Source organism: Arthrobacter sp. MA-N2 (assembly GCF_000517125.1).
GTDB lineage: Bacteria > Actinomycetota > Actinomycetes > Actinomycetales > Micrococcaceae > Arthrobacter > Arthrobacter methylotrophus.
The window spans coordinates 2,854,717-2,874,422 of sequence record NZ_KI912155.1 but is presented as its reverse complement, the minus strand read 5'-3'; the positions used below and the strand labels follow the sequence as shown (position 1 = coordinate 2,874,422).

General features: G+C 62.7%; 19 protein-coding genes. 3 read left to right on the top strand and 16 right to left on the bottom strand.

The genetic code is table 11. From position 1 onward, the window contains the following. Together A3M3_RS0114090 and A3M3_RS0114085 are read right to left on the bottom strand one after the other, a co-directional pair. Entirely contained in the window at positions 1–885 is an 885-nt protein-coding gene (locus tag A3M3_RS0114090) for an amidohydrolase family protein (RefSeq protein WP_035741191.1), read from the bottom strand. A 39-nt stretch (positions 886–924) separates the two neighbouring features. Continuing rightward, a complete protein-coding gene (locus A3M3_RS0114085) occupies positions 925–1,878 on the bottom strand; it encodes an SDR family NAD(P)-dependent oxidoreductase (RefSeq protein ID WP_028266880.1) in 954 nt (317 codons plus the stop codon). 124 nt (positions 1,879–2,002) lie between these two features. On the opposite strand from A3M3_RS0114085, the gene A3M3_RS0114080 reads away from it, so the two are divergent. From A3M3_RS0114080 to A3M3_RS25120, 3 genes are all read left to right on the top strand, one after another. Further along, on the top strand, positions 2,003–2,473 hold the full coding sequence (locus A3M3_RS0114080) for a MarR family winged helix-turn-helix transcriptional regulator (RefSeq protein WP_028266879.1): 471 nt from the start codon (positions 2,003–2,005) through the stop codon (positions 2,471–2,473). Positions 2,474–2,583: 110 nt separating this feature from the next. Then, positions 2,584–3,540, top strand: coding sequence for a PaaX family transcriptional regulator (locus A3M3_RS25125; protein WP_051423178.1), 957 nt, complete (start codon positions 2,584–2,586; stop codon positions 3,538–3,540). A gap of 135 nt (positions 3,541–3,675) precedes the next feature. Beyond that, positions 3,676–4,533 (top strand): alpha/beta fold hydrolase, encoded by an 858-nt coding sequence (locus A3M3_RS25120; RefSeq protein WP_051423177.1) that lies wholly within the window; start codon positions 3,676–3,678, stop codon positions 4,531–4,533. Between the two features lie 55 nt (positions 4,534–4,588). On the opposite strand, the gene A3M3_RS0114065 is transcribed toward A3M3_RS25120, so the two are convergent. From A3M3_RS0114065 to A3M3_RS0114000, 14 genes are all read right to left on the bottom strand, one after another. After that, a complete protein-coding gene (locus tag A3M3_RS0114065; RefSeq protein WP_028266878.1) occupies positions 4,589–5,347 on the bottom strand; it encodes an SDR family NAD(P)-dependent oxidoreductase in 759 nt (252 codons plus the stop codon). A 105-nt stretch (positions 5,348–5,452) separates the two neighbouring features. Continuing rightward, positions 5,453–6,958 carry a class I adenylate-forming enzyme family protein gene (locus A3M3_RS0114060; protein ID WP_028266877.1) on the bottom strand — a complete coding sequence of 502 codons (1,506 nt, stop codon included), beginning with the start codon at positions 6,956–6,958 and terminating at the stop codon, positions 5,453–5,455. A gap of 5 nt (positions 6,959–6,963) precedes the next feature. After that, positions 6,964–7,257 (bottom strand): hypothetical protein, encoded by a 294-nt coding sequence (locus A3M3_RS0114055; protein ID WP_028266876.1) that lies wholly within the window; start codon positions 7,255–7,257, stop codon positions 6,964–6,966. A gap of 40 nt (positions 7,258–7,297) precedes the next feature. Next, positions 7,298–8,074 carry an SDR family NAD(P)-dependent oxidoreductase gene (locus A3M3_RS0114050; RefSeq protein WP_028266875.1) on the bottom strand — a complete coding sequence of 259 codons (777 nt, stop codon included), beginning with the start codon at positions 8,072–8,074 and terminating at the stop codon, positions 7,298–7,300. Positions 8,075–8,127: 53 nt separating this feature from the next. After that, on the bottom strand, positions 8,128–8,934 hold the full coding sequence (locus A3M3_RS0114045) for an SDR family NAD(P)-dependent oxidoreductase (protein ID WP_028266874.1): 807 nt from the start codon (positions 8,932–8,934) through the stop codon (positions 8,128–8,130). A gap of 40 nt (positions 8,935–8,974) precedes the next feature. Beyond that, a complete protein-coding gene (locus A3M3_RS0114040) occupies positions 8,975–10,225 on the bottom strand; it encodes a CaiB/BaiF CoA transferase family protein (protein ID WP_051423175.1) in 1,251 nt (416 codons plus the stop codon). Then, on the bottom strand, positions 10,215–11,453 hold the full coding sequence (locus A3M3_RS0114035) for a CaiB/BaiF CoA transferase family protein (RefSeq protein WP_028266872.1): 1,239 nt from the start codon (positions 11,451–11,453) through the stop codon (positions 10,215–10,217). Before A3M3_RS0114035 ends, A3M3_RS0114040 begins: the two co-directional genes overlap by 11 nt. Further along, positions 11,450–12,628: a 2-hydroxyacyl-CoA dehydratase subunit D gene (locus A3M3_RS0114030; protein WP_028266871.1), complete on the bottom strand. Its 1,179-nt coding sequence runs from the start codon at positions 12,626–12,628 to the stop codon at positions 11,450–11,452. Before A3M3_RS0114030 ends, A3M3_RS0114035 begins: the two co-directional genes overlap by 4 nt. Positions 12,629–12,665: 37 nt before the next feature. After that, positions 12,666–13,967, bottom strand: coding sequence for a 2-hydroxyacyl-CoA dehydratase family protein (locus A3M3_RS27010; RefSeq protein ID WP_028266870.1), 1,302 nt, complete (start codon positions 13,965–13,967; stop codon positions 12,666–12,668). After that, entirely contained in the window at positions 13,964–15,070 is a 1,107-nt protein-coding gene (locus A3M3_RS25110; protein WP_081736803.1) for an ABC transporter ATP-binding protein, read from the bottom strand. Before A3M3_RS25110 ends, A3M3_RS27010 begins: the two co-directional genes overlap by 4 nt. Then, entirely contained in the window at positions 15,067–16,065 is a 999-nt protein-coding gene (locus tag A3M3_RS0114015) for an ABC transporter ATP-binding protein (protein ID WP_028266869.1), read from the bottom strand. The genes A3M3_RS25110 and A3M3_RS0114015 overlap by 4 nt, the downstream gene beginning before the upstream one ends. Then, positions 16,062–16,901, bottom strand: coding sequence for an ABC transporter permease (locus A3M3_RS25105; protein ID WP_081736802.1), 840 nt, complete (start codon positions 16,899–16,901; stop codon positions 16,062–16,064). The genes A3M3_RS0114015 and A3M3_RS25105 overlap by 4 nt, the downstream gene beginning before the upstream one ends. A gap of 44 nt (positions 16,902–16,945) precedes the next feature. Then, positions 16,946–17,977 carry an ABC transporter permease gene (locus tag A3M3_RS0114005; protein ID WP_081736801.1) on the bottom strand — a complete coding sequence of 344 codons (1,032 nt, stop codon included), beginning with the start codon at positions 17,975–17,977 and terminating at the stop codon, positions 16,946–16,948. A 116-nt stretch (positions 17,978–18,093) separates the two neighbouring features. Further along, positions 18,094–19,638 (bottom strand): ABC transporter substrate-binding protein, encoded by a 1,545-nt coding sequence (locus A3M3_RS0114000; protein WP_081736800.1) that lies wholly within the window; start codon positions 19,636–19,638, stop codon positions 18,094–18,096. Positions 19,639–19,706: the final 68 nt, after the last annotated feature.

Here is a 19,706-nt window from a genome sequence, read left to right as displayed (position 1 = left end):
TCAGGCTCCCAGTCCGAGGAGGCGGACGGCGTTGTGCTTGAGGATCTTGGGCCGGACCTCGTCCTTCAGGGGCAGCTCGGCGAAGGCTCCGAGCCATTTCTGCGGGGTGATGAGCGGGAAGTCCGTGCCGAACAGGACTTTGTCCTGCAGGACCGAGTTGGACATGCGCACCAGGGACTCGGGGAAGTATTTCGGGGACCAGCCGGAGAGGTCGATGAACACGTTGGCTTTGTGGGTCGCGATGGAGTTCGCTTCGTCCTGCCAGGGCACCGAGGGGTGGGCCATGATGATCTGCAGGCCCGGGAAGTCCGCGGCCACCGCGTCCAGCAGCAGCGGGTTGGAGTAGCCCAGCTTGATCCCGTACCCGCCGGGCAGCCCGGCGCCCATGCCGTTTTGGCCGGTGTGGAAGATCGCGGGGAGTCCGAGTTCCTGCAGGGTGTCCCAGAGCGGGTAGAACGCCTCGTTGGAGGGATCGAAGCCCTGCAGGGAGGGGTGGAACTTGAAACCGCGGGCACCGAGTTCGACGGCCTGGTGCTTGGCGCCCGCGATGGCCTCTTCCCCGGTGCGGGGGTCCACGCTGCCGAAGGGGATCAACACGTCGTTGTTCCTCGCGGCTCCGGCGATCAGCTCCGGGATGCTGTTGGGTTCGTGCTTGAGCTGGGTGCGGGCGTCCACGGTGAAGACGACCGCGGCCATGTTCAGCCCGCGGTAGATCTCGGCGATCCGGTCCAGCGAGGGTGTGCGGTCCCCGGCTTTGAAGTACTTCGCCGAGGCTTCCGTGAGGGCCTCCGGGAGGGATCCGTGGCCGTGGCCGTCCACTTCGAGGTGGACGTGCATGTCGATCGCATCGAGTTTGGCGGCATCGATGCCCGGTTCATAACGCATATCGATTTCCTTAGCAGTCAGTGGCCAGAGCGCGGTGGGCTAGCGGGCGGGCGTTGCCGAGGCGCCGGCAGCTTCGGGCTTGAGCTCGGCCGGCAGCGGCAGGAATTCCTCGCCGTAGCCCTGGAGTGTGTCCTGGTTGAACAGTTCACCGGCGTTCCCGCGCAGGGCCTCGTAGTCCCAGCCTCCCTCGCGGTATTCGGTGGTGGCCGGTTCCGGGTGCGTCCAGACCTGCAGGCGGTCCCCGCCCGCGCCGATCGCCTGGCCGGTAATGTTCGCGGCTTCGTCGGAGGCGAGGAACGCGACCAGGCCCGCGACGTCCTCTGCCGTGCCGAATCCGAGCTCGTGGCGGAAGAAGGACGGCATGGCCTCCCCGCGCTCCTCGGCTTCCACGGCCTTCTGGAAGTACGGGACGGTCTTGGTCATTGCCGTGGCCGCCACCGGGATGACCGCATTGACGGTGACCCCGGCCTTCTTCATCTCCAAAGCCCAGGTCCGGACCATGCCCACAATGCCGGCCTTGGCCGCGGCGTAGTTGCTCTGGCCGAAGTTCCCGCGCTGGCCCGTCGGGGAACCGATCGTGATGATCCGGCCCGGGATGCTGTTTTCCTTGAAGTACCCGAACACCTCCCGGACGCAGGTGAAGGTGCCCTTCAGGTGCACGTTGATCACCAGGTCGAAATCCTCATCAGTCATCTTCAACAGCGACTTATCGCGCAGGATCCCCGCGTTGGTCACCAGGATATCCAAACGGCCGAACGCCTCGAGAGCACCGGACACGAGCGCCTTCGCGGCCTCCGTGGCGCCCACCGGAACCACGACGGCGGTGGCCTTGCCGCCGTCGGCCTCGATCCGCGCGACGGCCTGCGCCGCGGTCCCGGCGTTCACGTCATTGATCACGACGGCGGCACCCCGGCGGGCGAGTTCCCTCGCGTAAGCCAGGCCCAGACCCTGCCCGCTGCCGGTGACGATTGCTACTTTGCCGTTCAAGCTCATGCCGCGCTCCTTTGCCCGTTCCCTGTGCATCCGGCCGTTCGGCATGGGATGCTGTTCTTCTTCCATGAGAATACGTATAGTTGAAAATGTCAACGATTGATTTTGAGGATTATTGGAGTTTGTTATGACGATCGAAGCGAAGGCCGAGCAGCACCCGGCCGCGAAGGACCGGCTGGCAGACGCTCCGATCAGCCAGGACGCGGGTTTCCTGCTGGCCAAACTCCACGCGGGCGGCTCGGTCGTGAACAACCGGGCGCTTGCGGAGTTCGACCTCAAGGAACGCTCGTACTCGGTGCTGATCCTTGCCGACAGCGGACTGGAGCCCACCCAGCGGGAGCTCGCGGACTTCCTCAGCCTCGATCCCAGCCAGATCGTTGCCCTGGTGGACGAACTGGAAAAACGCAAGCTCGTGACCAGGGCGCCGGGCAAACAGGACCGCCGCGCCAAGACCGTGACAGCCACCGCCAAAGGCAACCAGCTCCTGGCCCAAGCCGCCATCGCTGCCCGCCACGCCGAGTCCGAAGTCCTCTCCGCACTGGACACCAACGAAACCGCGCAACTCAAAGCCCTCCTGCGAAAAGCACTATGGGGCTGAATCCTCCGGGCCCGAGCCGTAATATGAGACCTGCGAGCCGCCGTCCCGCACTTTAGTGTCCAGCGAGACCCTTGACAGTTTGAGCTGCCATCGGATGTATTCTGTATTGCATGGTCATGCCAAAGAAGGTCCAGAACGAGCTCTCCCGGCTAACCGAAGCAGAGCCGGGTCCGTTCGCCAGGGACCTCATGGTCACATTGTTCGGATTTGTATGGCGCAACCCGGGCGCCTTTCTTCCCTCAGCAGCCCTCGTCGAGATGATGGGTGGCTTTGAAGTTGGACCGGCTAACGCCCGGGCAACGTTGAGTCGCATGGCCCGGGATGGGATTTTGGAACTACGCCGGACCGGGCGCTATACCCTCTATCGAATTGGCGATGAGACAGTTGCCCGTGTTGAACCCGGCACCAAGCGGGTGCTGTCGTTCGGAGCCTCGGACTCCTGGGATGGCAATTGGACCATGGTGGCGTTTTCCATACCCGAGGAGCACCGCGAGATCCGGGCAGCCTTCCGCACGCAACTAAGGTTTGAAGGTTTTGCCCCTTACTACGATGGCATGTGGATAACCCCCGGCTGCCGCACCGAGGGAATTTTGGGGCAAATTCGAGCCCTCAACGTGGACCATGCAGCCGTCTTCACAGTCCCACACGCGGGCATCGAGATCATCGGCAGGCAGCCCCTGGATGCATGGGACTTGGATCCCGTGCGCGAGAGGTACCTCGACCTCAAGGAACGTTCTGATGCTCTTTACGCGCTGTCAATGCAGGGTGACATGAATCCCGCCTCCGCGCTCAGGCGAAGGACTGAGCTCCTTATCAGCTTCAGAAGGACTGTCCGCATGGATCCCGAACTACCGCTGAGCATGATGCCCTCCGGCTGGCCGAGAACCGTTGCACGGGACGCGTTTATGCAGGCTTTCGATGAGCTCGCCGTCCTTGCCGCCATCCGGGTTCGCCAGGTATTCAGCCGCTATGATTCCGAACTCGGCGAGCACATGGCGGCTCTTACCGCAGTCCCCTTCGCTGAGCTTGGTCGAGCGAACCCCGCGCGGGAGACCGTCAGCGCTTAGTGCCGACCCCGACCACGCCCCGGGAGCAATTGTTTGGTACCCTTCAAGGGATATAAGGCTTTTTTTAGTGCTGTCGCATCAAATAATGTCTCATATTCATTGCGGATGGCTGCCCCACAATTTAGGTGTCATTACATGGACGAAATCTCCCTCATCAACGACCATGCGCACGCTCTCGGCGTCGCTGTCCCCACAGTCGAAAGACGCTTGGTGCCCGACGAGCCGGCGAACGTGAGCGGCGTGTACTGGGGAACGGATCCGGGGCTCGTAGTCCTTCACGGCGCCCGCCTGGACGCGCACACCTGGAACGGGGTCCTGCTCCGCCTCGGCGTGCCCGCCGTGGCTTACGACCTGCCAGGCCACGGCCATTCCCGGCATTTAGCGCCGGATGAATACACCGTTTCCACCATGGCCGGTATCCTCGCTCATGCCATCCGCCATGATGTGCTGCAGGATTTCACACTCGTCGGGCACTCACTTGGCGCCATGGTCTCCATAGCCTTGGCGGCTCGACACCAGCTTCCCGTCAAGCGCCTGGTATTGCTGGATGCAACACCCCATGGGTTAGGTGGCTTGCCAGGAGATCCGGTCATCCCGATTCAGCACGTCGGAACCCTCGACGAATTGGTAGACGCTGTGCACGCCGAGGCCCCGGGACGGGATCGGCAGTCGTTGCTCAGAGGCGTCTCACGGAACGTGCGGGAACGCAGCGACGGCTTGGTGGAGTGGCGGTGGGATCCAAGGTTCCGCGACTCAGCGCAACTGCGCCGGACAGAGAAATTTGAGGTATGGAAGTCGCTGGCTTCGCTTGACGTACCCATTACGTTGATTCGGGGGGACCGTTCAAAGCTGGTTACCAACGCGATGACCGAAGAATTCCTGCAATTCGTGCCGCAAGCAACTGTTGAAGTGGCCCCGCAGAGTGGACACAACGTTCACACGGACGCTGCGGCTTGGATGGCAGCTTGGCTCTCGGCGCTCCCCGAAATGTAGCGCCAGTGCCCGCATTGCGCGGATTCCTCGGCTGTTATCGGAAGCCCCGTTCTACTCAGACCGCGGTAAGCCCACCATCGGCCGCGATAGCCTGCCCGGTGATGAAGGATGCCCTCTCGGAGAGCAGGAATGTGACTGGCCCCGCGATTTCCGCTGGATCAGCCCGCCGCCCAATGGGTGCGGTGATCGGTTGGTGTCCTATGGCCTGTTCCCCAAGGATGCTTTCGCCGAAATTCGTTATCGTGGATCCGGGGTGGACGCAATTGGCGCGCACACCCTCACTGCCATACCTGGCCGCGACATGCCGGGTTAACTGGGCCAATCCCGCCTTGGAAGCACCGTATACCGCTGCGGAGCCTGCATGGCGTGACATGATCGCGCCAGTTGAACCGATGGTCACAATCGACCCGCCACCGGCTTCCACCATGGGCCGGATGAAATGCTTAAGGAAGAGAAAATTTCCGTCCAAATTAACCGACATGACCTTGCGCCACGTTGTCAGGTCCATGTCTTCGATTGAGCCGCTGGCCCCGATGCCGGCAGCCAGGCACATGGCCGTAACGGGACCGCGCCAGGCCCTTGCTTCCTGAGCGCAAGCCAGCACGTGCTCCTCGTTCGACGCGTCGCAGGGGATCCCGCGGGCAGATCCACCCGCTTCTTCGATCGCCTTCGCCGTAGCTTCGGCACGTACCGGATCTATGTCTACGACAATGACATGCGCGCCCTCGCCGGCGAGCTCAAGGGCGACCGCGCGGCCGATGCCGCTGCCGGCTCCGGAGACAAGAGCCACACGATCTTTAAGTCCGAGATCCATTTTTTCTCATTCCTTCTTCGTTCTGGGTTGTGCCCGCGGTCTGCAGGGCTGAATGCGGGCCTGGATTTCAGTACCGGCCGGGTCGACGAAGGCCCCGCACTTCCGTCAGGCCACGTGCTCCCGCAGCAAGTCGCGTACAGAAAGCCGCAGCAGCTTGCCGGTCTCGTTGTAGGGCAGCTGCTCCACCTCTATGATGCGTCCGGGTACGCGCGAGGACCGAAGCTTGCTGCGGACCAACGCCTTGAGCGCCTCGTGGTCAATGGCAGATCCCTCAGCGACCACGATCACTGCAACGGGCACCTCACCCCAGGTCTCGTCCGGTTCGGCGACGATCGCGACGTCGGCAACTCGTGGGTCTGTGCGGAGCACGTCCTCGATTTCGCCCGGAGAAATGTTCTCTCCACCGCGGACGATGACGTCGTCGACGCGTCCCAGCAGGAACAAGTAGCCTTCTTCGTCAAGCCAGCCCTCGTCCCGGGTGCAGAACCAGCCATCCAGCAGCTGCGAACCCTTGCCCCTGTATTCGCCGGAAACCTGCGGGCCGCGGACCCAAATCTCGCCCTGAACCCGGGCTCCGACCGGCAACCCGTCGGCGCCGCGAACTTCAAGCTCCAGTCCCGGAATCGGACGTCCCACGGACCCAAGCCTGGCCCGGACGGCGGGATCGTCGCTCTCCAGTGCAGCCCGGTGATCGTCGGGCCCTAGCAAAGTAATCGTCGAGCTGGTCTCAGTCAGTCCATACGCGTTCGTGAATCCAACATGTGGCAGCTGCGCCAAGGCGGACTCAATGAGTTCGAGGGGCATGCGTCCGCCACCGTAGGAAAGATTACGCAGCCGGGGCAAGGTCGCCCCTTCATCGGAGAGCACGGAAAGGATCCGCTGAAGCATGGTGGGAACCACCATTGCCTGGGTGACTCCCTCGCGGGTTGCAGCAGCAACCCAGCCGGCGGCGTCGAAGGATTCCAGGTAGACCATCCGCCGTCCAGCGAACATGGACGTCAGGACCGATGCGAGCCCGGCGATGTGATACGGGGGAACGCTGACCAGCACGGCTTCGGTTTCATCGGCAGAAACGGCGTCTACGGTGCCGAGCACGTAGGACGCAAGGCTGTCATGCTTGAGGACAACGATTTTCGGTTCGCCGGTGGTGCCACTGGTGAAGAGCCAGGACGCGGCGGTCCCGCTCTGGTCATCGTCGCTGTCCACGACCGGTTCCTCGGCGGGATGCAGCGCGGATTCCAGGACGTCGGAGCGAAGGCGGATGGTCGGATTCGTTAGGCCCTCAAGGCGGCTTGCGCCGGTGGCGTCCGTTACCAGCAGGGTGTTTTCGAGCCGCTCCACTTGGCGCCGCAACTGCTCATCCGCGAGCCGGTAGTTCAGCGGCACAAAGGGGATTCCGGCCTTGGCGGCCGCGAAGAACAGCAGCGGGAAGACCACCGAGTTGGTGTCCACCATGGACACGTTCCCGTAGCCGGCCGCCTTGAGCTGCGCTCCGAGGACGGACGAGGCACGGTTCAGCCCCTCGTAACTCAGCGCGGTGGTGGCGTCGCGCACCGCCAGGCGATCCGGCACGGTTTCGGCGACGATGGAGAGGAGGACGGAAATATTCATGGCATTCAGTCCGAAGAGGGAAGAGCTTGGGTCTGGAGTTCGTTCATCACGCGACCGTCCGCCAGCAAGGGCCCGGCGCCCCCTTTGGTGCATAGAACCAGCAGGCCGCTCTCCTCATCCGTGTAGCGCTTTCCCACCAATACTGGAGCTTCGGTCCCGGATGCAGGCGCGGTCTCCGGACGGGTGGCCAGCATGGACTCGCCTGCGCAGGCCAGGTCAACGGATGCAGCTTTGACGACGATGACCTCAGCGGTTGACGCTGCGCTGTACAGCCGCTGTCCGGGGGTGATGGTGGACATGATGTTCTCCTTGCTTAATTCTTTGGCGGAAAGAGGCTGGTTAATTGCGGAACTGCTCTGCCCGGAGACGGAGGGCGCCGCCGTCGACGAGCATCATGTCGGATGTGACGTACTTCGATTCATCCGATGCGAGGTAGAGCGCCGCGTAGGCAATGTCCTCCGGCTGGCCCTTGCGGTCAATGGCGAGGTCCACGATGCCAGTCGGTTTGTAGATACCGCTTGCCCTTGAGGCGCGGCTCATCGGGGTATCAACCGGGCCCGGGCAAATTGCATTGGCGCGGATGTTGTACTCGCCGTATTGGAACGCGATGCTGCGGGTCAGCGAAGCCACGCCGCCCTTCGACGCCGCGTACGCGGCGCGGGGTCCCATGCCGACCGCAGCTGCGGACGCAATGTTGACGATGGACCCGCCACCACGCTCCAACATTGCTGGCAGGACGTACTTGCAGCAGAAAAAGACGCCCTTGAGGTTCACATTCATGATGCGATCCCAGTTTTCTTCGGTCACTTCGTGGATCCGAAGGGTGTCTCCCGAGGAAATCCCGGCATTGTTCACCAAGACAGATATTTCTCCGTGGCGCTCCACCGTGTCTTTGGCAAGCCGCTCAACGTCCGCGGCATTGGTGACGTCAACCTGCTGGAAGTTGGCCGTACCGCCTGCTTGCCGGATCAATTCCACCGTTTCTTCGCCGCCGGCCGGGAACGCGTCAGCAACAACGACGGCGGAACCCTCCTCAGCGAATTTCTGCGCGATGCCGCGACCGATGCCGCTGCCGGCACCGGTGATGATGCTGACTTTGCCCTGGAGCCTGTTCATTCAATCCCTCACTTAGCTTTCTTGCTGCACAAACTATGGATGTGGCGACGACGCTAGTCTGTGCGCGTCCGGGTGGTACCGCCGTCGACGGGGAGGACGGTGGCAGTGACGTAGGCCGATTCATCGGATGCCAGGTACACCGCGGCGTAGGCGATGTCATCCGGTTCCCCGAAGCCGGGCAGGACGCGGTTGATGATCTCCACGCTGCCGGCGGCCTCATCTTCGGAGGTATGGGCCAGGAAGTCGTTCTTGTACTGGGCAGATTTCGCCAACTCGGTACGGCGATCCGTTTCAATCGTGCTCGGAGTGATCACGTTCGCGCGGATGTTGAACTCGGCCACCTGGGCGGCGATGCCTTTGGTGAAGGCGTTCACCGCGCCTTTTGAAGCCGCGTACGCAGGCTGCGCGGACTTCGCCAGCGCCGCAATCGAGGAGATATTGACGATCGACCCGCCGCCTGCCGCACGCATGGCCGGTACGGCGTATTTGGTGGTGAGGAACACGCCTTTGGCGTTCGTGTCCATCATGAGGTCCCAGTCCGCTTCGGGCAGGTCGGTAATTTCTCGTGTATCCAGGCCGTAGACGCCGTGGTTGTTGCAGAGCACGTCGAGTTTGCCGTAGGTGGCGACCGTCTGTTCGATCAGCCGCTTCACATCCTCCGTATCGGTGACATCCGTGCGGATGAAGGTGGCCTCACCGCCCGCGTCCTTGATCAGCTCTACGGTCTCTTTGCCCTTCGTCTCGTTGCGGTTAGCGACAACAACTTGTGCTCCTTCGCGGGCGAACATCCGGGCGATGGCGCGGCCGATACCCTCGCCGGCTCCGGTGACGATGCTGGTTTTTCCAGTCAGACGATCCATGGTCTTGTTTCCCTTCATTAAAAGTTCAGTGGGTTCCGTGTCAGCGGAAGACGTCCTCGAGCAGCAGATCGATGTACTCGGAATCGGACACGCCGAGCAGTTCGGTGCAGATGTACTCGTTGTGCTCGCCCATGTTCGGAGCCGGTCGTAGCTGAGCCGGCGTCGCACTGAGCCTGAACGGGGGCACTTGGTGACCGAAGGGGCCAAGGACCGAGTGCTCGACGGTCTGCAGGAATCCCCGCTCCCGAAGCTGCGGATCGTTGTCGATAATGTCCGCCGGCCCTTGCACGGCGGACGCGCGGACACCGTACTGCTGCAGGTACCTCATCACTTCGTGCGGATCGCGGGCGGACGTCCATTCCGCCACGAGCCGCTCAAGCTCGTCCTCATTTGCCTTCCTGGCCTCCAAAGTGGCGAACCGGCTATCGGCGGCCCAGTCGGGCTTGCCGAGGGCGGCTACGAAGTCTGCCCACTCCTGATCGGAGAAAACGGCGATCGCGCACCAGCGGTCTTCGCCGGAGCACGGGAACACGCCGTGCGGGGAAGCGTTTGCCACGCGGTTGCCGGTCCGTCCCTCAAGCCGGCCGTTGGACTGCCAATCGAGCACGGCCGGGGTGATCTCCTGTGCCGTGACTTCGAACATGCTCGCTTCCATGTACTGGCCCAACCCCGTCTTCTCGCGGTGTGCCAGCGCCGCGACCACGGCCGTGGCATTCATCAGCGGAACGATGTAGTCCCCATAGATGCCCGAACTTGGTGTGACGGGGGTGCGGTCCGGCCAGCCTGTCAGGTTGAGGCGGCCCGAAATGGCGGCGCCCGTCCCGTCGATACCCCATTCCTCAGCAAGGGGGCCGGTCTGTCCGAAGAGGCTGCCACTGATGAAGATGATGTCTGGATTGATGGTGGTCATGTAGTCGTAGTCCAGTCCGAGGCGTTGCAACGTCCCCGGTGTGAAGTTCTCGTTGACCACATCGGCCCAGGCGATCAGGCGGTCGAGCACGTCGCGCGATCGGGGGTTTTTCAGGTCGAGCGACAGGCTGTACTTGGACGTGTTGAAGTGGGCGAACCAGGGCTTGTCGTCGAGATTGGACTGCGATGACTTGGAGTATCGACGGTCGACCCGTGTCATGTCCGGTCGGGAGGCCGATTCGACGCGGATTACCTCGGCGCCGTGATCGGCCAGGAATTTTCCGGTCAGCGAACCCACGATGGCCCAGCCGAAGTCGAGCACCTTGACGCCGGCTAAGGCACCCTTGGGTGCCGGTGGCTGGGTTGGAGCTTCAGATGGCATGGGATTTCCTTAGTTCGTCGATCTTCTCGGACGTCAGGCCGAGTTCGTTCAGGTAGATGTCCTCGTTGTGCTCGCCGAGCTGCGGTGCGGCCGTGCGGCTGAAGTTCTCGGTGTCGCGGGATTGGAAGAAGTATTTGGGGAATTTCAGGTCGCCCAGGACAGGGTCGTCCAGATCGGTCCAGTAACCGCGTGACCTCAGTTGCTCGCTCTCAAGCAGATCGTGAGGATCGTTGGCAACGGTGGCGTTGGTACCGCGTTTCAGGCTCTGTTCCCGGATTTCGTCCTTGGTGAAACGCAGGAAGAAGGGACGGATTGCCGCGGCGAAGCGATCCCATTGCTCTTGGGAGATTCCGGCCTTGTCAAACTTCATCCATTCCTGCACTTCTCGTAGCGGGTTGTCCTCGAGGTACTCGTCCATCCAGTCCGAGAGGGCCTTGTTGGCGGGGGCACCGAACGCGCCGCCGAGCATGTGCCAGAACAGGTGGCCGTCCTTGCAGGCCCAGAACCAGTCGGTGGATGTTGGTCCCATCTGCGACTTGTGACCGTCGCGGACCAACGTCACGCGTTCCAGGTCCCATGCGAGGATGGAGGAGGTGAGCCGGCTTGCGGCGACTTCCTGAACGGAGACGTCAACCTGCTGGCCTTCGCCGGCAAGCATGGCGTGGTAGTAGGCGGTGACGGCTCCCATGGCTCCCGCGACCCCTGCATGGAAGAGCCCGGAGTCCAGCGACTCCTTTACGGGTGCCCGGTCCGGGTCCCCGGTGTTGTTCAGCACGCCGCTCATGGCGATAGCGATCAGTTCCGAGCCCTTGTACTGGCTGTAAGGGCCGGTCTGCCCGAAGGGGGTGATGGAGACAAGGACGATCTTCGGGTTGATGGCACGGAGGACCTCAAATCCCAGGCCAATCCGCTCGAGATAGCCAGGTTCAAAGGACTCGATGACAAAATCGACCCGGCGGACCAATTCGCGGAAGATCTCCTGGCCCCGGGGGTTCTCGATGTCGAGTGTCACCCCGCGCTTTCCGGTGTTGAAAGCTTTCCAGTAGAGGCTGCGTTCCACGCCTGGAATGTCCTGGTGGAACGGCGGGATGAGTCGTGAAGGGTCACCGCCAGGCCGCTCCACCTTGACGACGTCAACGCCGAGCTCGCCGAGTACCTTGCCGCAGACAAACCCGGTCTCGTCCGTCAAGTCGAGAGCCCGAGCTCCGTTCAGGAGTCCCTTATTCATGCCAAAACCTTCTTAGTGATGTTGTGTTCTTCCTTGGACTGGGAGAAGAAGTCCGCCAGCTTGTCCGAAACGGCCTGAGCATCGTCCAAGACATAGTCCTGGTCAGCGAGTGCAATGACGGGAATGCCGTGTTCCTGGAGTGAGTTCCGTTGATCGGGGAAGTCCCATCCGACGGATGTGTCGTTCGCCAGATGCAGGAAGACCTCGACGTCGGCGCGCGCGGCGACTGCGGCATCCACCTTCATCCCGATGCGGCGTTTCATGCCGAACGCCCAAGGCTCCGGGGCCTTGAACGTGTAGCGGTCTGCGATCGCCTCCATCGGATCGATGGACTCGTTGATGGGGGTTTCGGCATACCGTGCACCGAACTCGGTGTCCTCCCCTACCACCACCGCTGGAAGCGATTCCACGATTTCATGCAGGCGGTGGTGGTCCAGCGAGCTGCCGGACGCGAAGACCCGTGCGGTTCCCTTGGCCACCACCGATGCCGTTGGTACTTCATGGGCAAGGAAGTGACGCAATTCCGAGTTGAAGGCCTTCTTCGGCATCAGCATCGAGGCCATGGTGATCGTGTGTGAATCCACGCCGGAGATCCGCGGCTCATCACCTGTCCGTAAGGCTGTGACTTCGCGAAGGAGTGAGCGCGTCTCGTTGGTGAGCCTGATCGCGGCAGCCAGGTCGCCGTCGTCGATCACCTTACCGGAGCGGTCCTCCAGGTAGGACCGGAAGTCCCGCTGCAACCGCAGGTTGTACTCCCGGTGCTCCCGGTAGGTGCCTCGCGGTCGCTCCAGGTAGTAGACATCACCGAAATCGGGAGTGGCAGAGATTTGCCGGTAAGCCTCCAGGAACCCGTGGGTATTGGCGAGCCAACGGTCGCCACCGGTTACACACAGGACATCGACCGAATTGTACCGGCCAGTAACCATCGCTTCGGTGAGATGCCGCACGCGGGCGGGAGCCGAGAGGTCGAGGTAGGGGTCGGCGGTACCTGTGCCCGACGTCGGGTCCCCGGTCAGGAGCATGGGCTGGTAGCCGGCCGCGATGGCCAACTCCTCGGGGAAACCGGTATCCAGGAAACCAATCACAGGACGACCGTCAAAAGAGGAGAGCGCGTCCACGGCACGGGGATCGAAGCGGTTCGCCACGACCTCGCGGAAATGACTGAGGACGCTCATCGGGCCAGGTCCAATCCGGGAACAGTGAAAGCTTGATTCATCGGGATCCCTCGATTTGTTCAATGAATTCGGTGACTTGGGCGCGCATGGCTTCTTCGTCCCAGGCCGCGTTGTCGAAAGGTGAATAGTCCACCAGCAGGACAGGAATCCCCTCGCGGCGAAGGGTATCGGCCATGAACCTTGAGCTTGCTGCCGCTTCGCGGGTGGCTCCCCTTGCGGGCAGGACAACGCCGTCGATGCGGTATTCGCGCGATTGCGCGACGACGAGTTCTGCCGCCGACCGCGGGCTGGGCCCCGTGTACTTCATGTGCCGGCGCAAGTAGGCCGCCCGGAGCGCGTTGCTCCGGTCGGGCTGGATCATGCGCTGGGCCCGGGGAAGGTACATTGTCTCCACGAAGATCGCTCCATGGCTTTCTTCCCAGGCGTTGTAGAAGCCCAGGTTGAACCAGAGCGGGGTGCCGGCCCAGAGCAGCCGCATCTTCTCACCCTCGACGGCCGCGTCGCGGTTCTCGACCTTTTCCTTGACCTCGCGATACATGCCCTTGACATGGTCCAGAGCCCACTCGTGCCCGAAGTGGGTCTCATAGATGCCCACCTCCGTATAGGCATCCGTTGCGGTGTAAGGCGCCGGCCCAGGCGACTTGTAGGCCAGGTCCGTGATCTTCCAGTAGTACTCGGCCATCTCGTCCGCACGCTGCAGATATTCGCGCAGCCGCGTCTCGCTGTAGGGCTTTCCGGTAACGGATTCAAGGAACCGGACGCAACCCTCAAACTCGCGAACGTTGAAATCGATCATGTCCTCGTTGCGCCACTCGGGGCCCTCCCACCAACGGGGAGGAACGGACGCCTGTCGGTGGGGGTCATCCATCAAGTAGAGGGGAGAGCCGAATTCGTGCGCGTACAACTCATAGATGGCCGGTTCCGTCATGTAGCCGCCCACAATTGCCGCGGGCTTTGGCAAGCCGCCATAGGGGGCCGTCTCGGGATCCGGGCTGAAGCAGTACCCCAGGGGAAGGCTCTCGTAGTTTGCCAAGGACCGGAAATAGCCCCTGTCATCGATCGCACCCTGGTAGTGCTCGAAGAGCTGCTTTGCTGCCATGACCGAGCCGTACTGGACGGGCAGCACCAGGTACAGATCCATGGCGTTGAAGAGCTCCATGGGGCCGTAGCCGAACACAAAGGACTCACCTTTTGCGATGTCTTCCCACATGCGGGTGGTGTAGGCGCGGTTCAGGGCGGTGGCCTCGGCCGAAGACGCGAGGCGCTTCTTGCTGCGGGCACCCTTCCACGCCGGTGCGGCTTTGGTCTCGGTGATGGGATTCTCCTTCAGGCGGGTCATAGTGAGGACTCCGGGGTGCCGGACACGATGGCGGCGGGCAGTGCTGATTCGGGGGTCCCGTCGTCGGCGCCGGTTCCGGTTCCGGTCCCGGCTGCCGTCAAGGAGCTGATCGGGCGTCCGGCCAACACCGGTCCGCTCGTGTGAAGGTGGCATTTGGCGACGCCGCCACCCGGGATCTCCACCTTGGGCGGCGCTTTCTGCGCGCAGATCTCCATGGCGAACGGGCACCTTTGGTGGAAGGCACAACCGCTGGGCGGGTTCGTGGGATCGGGAATGTCGCCGCGCAGCAGGAGCTTCGTCGTGGCCCGCTGCGCCACCGGATCCGGTACCGGTACAGCATTCAGGAGGACCTGCGTGTAAGGGTGGGCCGCGGCGCCAAAGATCCGGTCCACCGGTCCTTCCTCGACGATCTCGCCAAGGTACATGACCGCGACGTAGTCCGAGATGTGGCGGACCACTGCAAGATCGTGCGAAATGAAGAGGTAGGACAAACCGATCTTGTCGCGGAGTTCCTCGAGAAGGTTGATGACCTGGTTCTGGGTCGATACGTCCAGGGCACTGACTGCTTCATCACACACCAAAACCTCGGGGTTGAGCACGATCGCCCGGGCGATCGCCACCCGCTGCCGCTGGCCGCCGGAGAACTCGTCCGGGTAGCGGTCCGCGTAATCGGCGTTCAGGCCCACGAGGGTGAGCACCTCGCCGACGCGCTCTGCGCGCTCTGCGGCGTTCAGCTTCGTGTGGACCTTCAGCGGTTCAGCGATGCTCGCCCCCACCGTGAGCGATGGGTTCAATGAAGAGTACGGGTCCTGGAAGACCATCTGAATCCTCTTACGCTCCTTCCGGAACGCGGCGGGCTTCAGACCCGAGACGTCCCGGCCGTCCAGCCTGACGATCCCCTCAGAGGGGATGAGCCGCATCAGGGCCCGTGCCAGCGTCGACTTCCCGGAGCCGGACTCCCCTACCAGCCCCAGTGTCTCACCGGCGCGAAGAGTAATATCGACGCCGCGGACCGCCTGCACGATGGTCGCGTGTCCGGCCCGCCGGACGGGAAAGGAGACCCTGAGGTCTTCGGTCTGCATCACGACAATATCGGTGCTCATGACTCGCTCTCCTGCATCCAAGTATTTCCGAGCAAACAACGATTCGAACGCCCCGGCGAGATCTCCAGCAGCGTCGTAGGCTGTTCGCACGAGTCCAGACGGTGCCGGCAGCGCGGCGCAAACCTGCACCCGGCAGGGAAGTCCGTGGGCCGTGGCGGGGATCCCGGAATCCATTCAAGGCTCCCCCGCCGGCTGGCGATACTCGGCATGGCTGCCAGCAGGCGCTCCGTGTACGGATGTTGGGGGGCCTGGAACGTTTCGAAGACGTCCCCTTCCTCGACGATCTGGCCCGCATACATCACGGCCAGGCGGTCGCAAATGTCCGCGACCACGCCCATGTTGTGGGTAATGAAGATCATCGCCAGCCCCAGATCCTCCTTCATCTCGGTCAGGAGGGCCAGGATTTGCGCCTGAACACTGACATCCAGGGCAGTCGTGGGTTCATCGGCAATGAGCATTGACGGGTTGTTCGCTATCGCCATGGCGATCAGCACACGCTGGCGCATGCCCCCGGAGAACTCGTGCGGGTAACTGTCAGCCCGGACGCGCGCACTGGGGATACGCACCTTGTCCATGGCCTCGATGGCCATCTCCTTGGCCCGGGCCGCGGTCACGTCCTGGTGAACCCGGATGCCGGCCGCGATCTGGTGGCCCACCTTGAAAGCAGGATCCAGGCTGGTCATGGGTTCCTGGAACACCATGGCGATCTCATTCCCGCGCATGCTCTCCAGTTCGCGGTCATTGAGGCGAAGCAGGTCCCTGCCTTGGAAGTGGGCGCTTCCGGAAAGCCGCTGGCCACGCTGGCGCCCAATGAACCCCATGAGCGACATCGCAGAGACACTCTTCCCGGAACCGGACTCCCCCACCAGGCCCAGGGTCTCCCCGGGCTTGACCGAAAAGGACACATCGTCCACCAAGGGCACCCACGCGCCGTTAAAGTCGATTTCAACACGGAGGTTCTCGACGCTCAGCAGCGCTTCTTTGGCGTCGCTCATCGACGCACCTTCTTTCCAATCGAATCCCGGACGCCGTCACCCAGGACATTCAGGGCCAAAACGCTGACTGCGATGCAGATGCCGGGGAATACCGCCAACCACGGAGAACGGGAGATGTAAGTGAACGCGCTGCCAAGCATCGCTCCCCAACTCGCTTCCGGCGGCTGGACTCCGAGGCCGATGAAGCTCAGCCCGGCCTCGATCAGCATGACGGTGCCTGCCAGGATCGCAGCGAAGACCACCAGCGGTGCCAGGACATTCGGCAGGATATGCCGGAACACGATTTGGTAGGAGGGAGTGCCGATGCTCCTTGCGGCCTCAATATAGGTCTCTTCGCGGATACCCAAAACGGATCCACGCACGAGCCTGATGGCCCTGGGTGCGGTGCTGAGGCCGATGGCTGTCATCGCGTTCGTGAGGTTTGGACCGAGAATTCCTGCGATCGCCATGGCCAGCAACAGGGCCGGGAAACTCATGACGGCGTCTGTGACGAACATGATTACTTTGTCGACCCAGGCGCCGAAGAATCCTGACACCAATCCCAGCGGTACCCCGATGACCAAGGCAATACCGGTTCCTTGGAGCGCCGCTACCAGGGACACCCGCCCTCCCACCAGGAGCCGGCTTGCCACGTCACGCCCAAGTTCATCGGTTCCCAACAGATGCCCTGGTGCTCCGGGCTGTAGCAACACCGAGTTGAGGTCCGTTGCATTGGGGTCGTAAGGGGTAATCCACGGGGCCACAATGGCTACGACCGCCAAAATGCACAGGACGGCCAGACCAGCCATTGCCATCGGTTGCTTCTTCAGCCGGGCTGAGAAGCGGTTGGGATTCACGCCGCGCGGCGCCTTCCGCGCTGATTGTTTCGCCGGGACGCTCACTAGACACGCACCTTTGGGTTGAGGACGGTGTAAATGAGGTCCGTCGCGAAGTTGATGATGATCACGAAGCAGGCGTTGAGAAGCACCACGGCCTGGAGAATGGGCAGGTCCTTCAGGGTGACGGAATCGATGGCCAAGGTTCCAAGGCCCGGCAAGCTGAATACTTTCTCCACGACCACGCTGCCGCCAAGGAGGACAGCCGTCTGGAACCCCACCACGGTGGCCAGCGGCGGCGCGCCGTTCTTGAGAGCCCTCTGCCAGAGGACCTTCCGCCGGGTCAGCCCTTGGGCCCTTGCCGTCCGGATGTAGTCCTGCGAAAGAATTTCGGAAACGCTGCTTCGGGTCTGGCGTTGCAGCTCAGCGCCGGCGGCCGCCGCCAGGGCGATGGCGGGAAGAACGAGGTGCATGAACCATGACCCCGCGTTCTTGGTGATAGGGGTATATCCGACCGCCGGGAATATGTGCCAGTTCAGGGAGAACAGGATCAGCAGGATCATTCCGACCCAGAAGTTCGGAGTGGCGATCCCCACAGTGGAGATGACCGTGGTGATCTTGTCCGTGAGACGGCCGCGCCTGGTGGCTGACAGCAGTCCCATGAGGATGCCGAAGACGACGGCGGCGATGATCGCGAAGAGAGCAAGGGACAAGGTCACAGGGAGCCTGCTCATCACAAGGTCCGAGACCGGCGTGTGGTAGAAGAAGGAGGTTCCCAGATCGCCGTGGAGCACGCCGTTTATCCACGAGAAGTACTGCTCGTACCACGGCTTGCCGAGCCCCAGCTGGGTACGGATGGCCGCAATTGCTTCAGGCGTGGCGCCTTCCCCGGCCAGGGAAACGGCCGGATCGCCCGGGATCAGTGCGGACAACCCGAAGACCGTAACGGTGACGGCCACGAACAGCAGCAGGGACCTTAGAACGCGGGAGCCCACGCTGCGCAGCAGGCCCGAGACCGGACTGCGGCGTTTGGCCGGTGCCGGACGTTTCTTCGGCTCCTGTAGGGCCGGGCTTACGGATATGCCTGTCGGTGTCATGGCGTCAGCACCACTTCTCGATCTCGAACACGGTAGTCTCTCTTCATTGATGCGGTGTGCCGGCCCGGGAACCTTGGGAACTCTCGTTTCCAAAGGGGTTTCCGGGCCGGGCGCCGTTACTTATTCGCTGCTACGCCCACACCGGTGAGGATGGGGTACCCGCTCTCCGACGGCTTCACGCCGACCAGGGATTTGGAGTAAGCCACTACCTGGTACACCCAGGCCACGGGCGTGTTCGCTTGCGTGGATGCCGACGTGATCTCGGCAAGCTGGTCAAAGACCTTCGCGCGGGCTGCCGGATCTGCCGTCGCGGCGGACTGCTTGATCAGATCGGTCACCTTCGGGTCGGCGACCTTGCCCGGGTTGTAAGCGGCGCTCGGAAGCAGCATCTGCTGGTAGGCGTTGGACAGATCGTTCCGTCCATCGAAGGACCAGAACCCGACTGCTACAGAGGGCTTGTACCACAGGGCATCGGCGGGTCCCGAACCGGGAGGGGTGGTGACCTTGACATTGACTCCGATCGCAGCCCAGTTGGCCTGGACCGCTTCGGCCTCCTTCGCGAACTTCACCGGGGCTACCATCGAGAAGGACAGCCCGTTCGCGTATCCCGCCTCGGCGAGCAACTTCTTGGCCTGCTCCGGGTCATACGGAATAGGCTTCGCCGTGCTGCTGAAGCCGGATGCGCCTTCGGCGCGGAACTGGGAAGCCGCCTCGCCTTGGCCAAGGAACACGCCCTTGACGATGCCCTGACGATCGATCGCCATGTTGAGCGCATCGCGGACCCGCTGGTCCGCTAGCGGCTTGTAGAGATCCGGGTTCCAGGTGATGCCGCTGAGCTGCCGCCCCTTGATGGGGTAGGTACCCAGGGTGTCGCCAGCGGCCTGAAGATCCGAGGCCTGGGCTGCACCCACAACACCCATGTCAACGCTGCCCGATCGGATCGCGTTCGCCATGGCAACCGGGTCCTGGATCTGGGAGATGGTCACGCCCGCGACCCGTACGGTGTCCGGCGACCAGTATTTCGGCTGCTTCGTCAGGGTGATGGACACACCCGCCTGGGCACTCTGGAGCGTGAAGGGTCCGGTGCCCACCGGCTTCGTGAAGTCACCAGCGGCAATCACCTTGGCATCCATCATGATGCCGGCACGGTCGCTCAGGACCGCAGGGAGCGAGACATCCGCCTGCTTCTGCAGGAACCGCAGCTTGCTCGGACTGACGATCTCCACCTCCTGAAGATTCGCCAACTGACCCGCTACGGTCGACCCCGGAGCCGTGAGGTAGTGGTCAATGGTTGCCTTGGCACTGCTCGCATCGAAGGCGTCGCCGTTGCTGAAGGTGACCCCCGTACGAAGTGTGAAATCGTAGCTCTTGCCGCCGTCGGGGGTGCTCCACGACTCGGCGAGGCCCGGAACGACGTTGTTCTTCTCATCCAGTCCGGTAAGTCCGTCATAGACCATCTTCTGAATGGGAACTTCCAGTGATCCGGCGGTCTTCGCGATGTCCCACGAGGACTGGAGGTTGGTGACACCGACTTTGAGGGTGGCATCGGGATTTACCTGAACGTCCGCGGACGTCGAGTTCCCTGACGAAGCGCTGCAACCGGCCAGCAACACTGCCGTGATCCCTGCTGCTGCGCCGCCGAGCAATATACGAGCTCTCATTTCACTCCTTCGTGATTGGCTTCCTGGCGATCAGGGTCGCACCCTTGTCGACTGATTTTTGACGATCG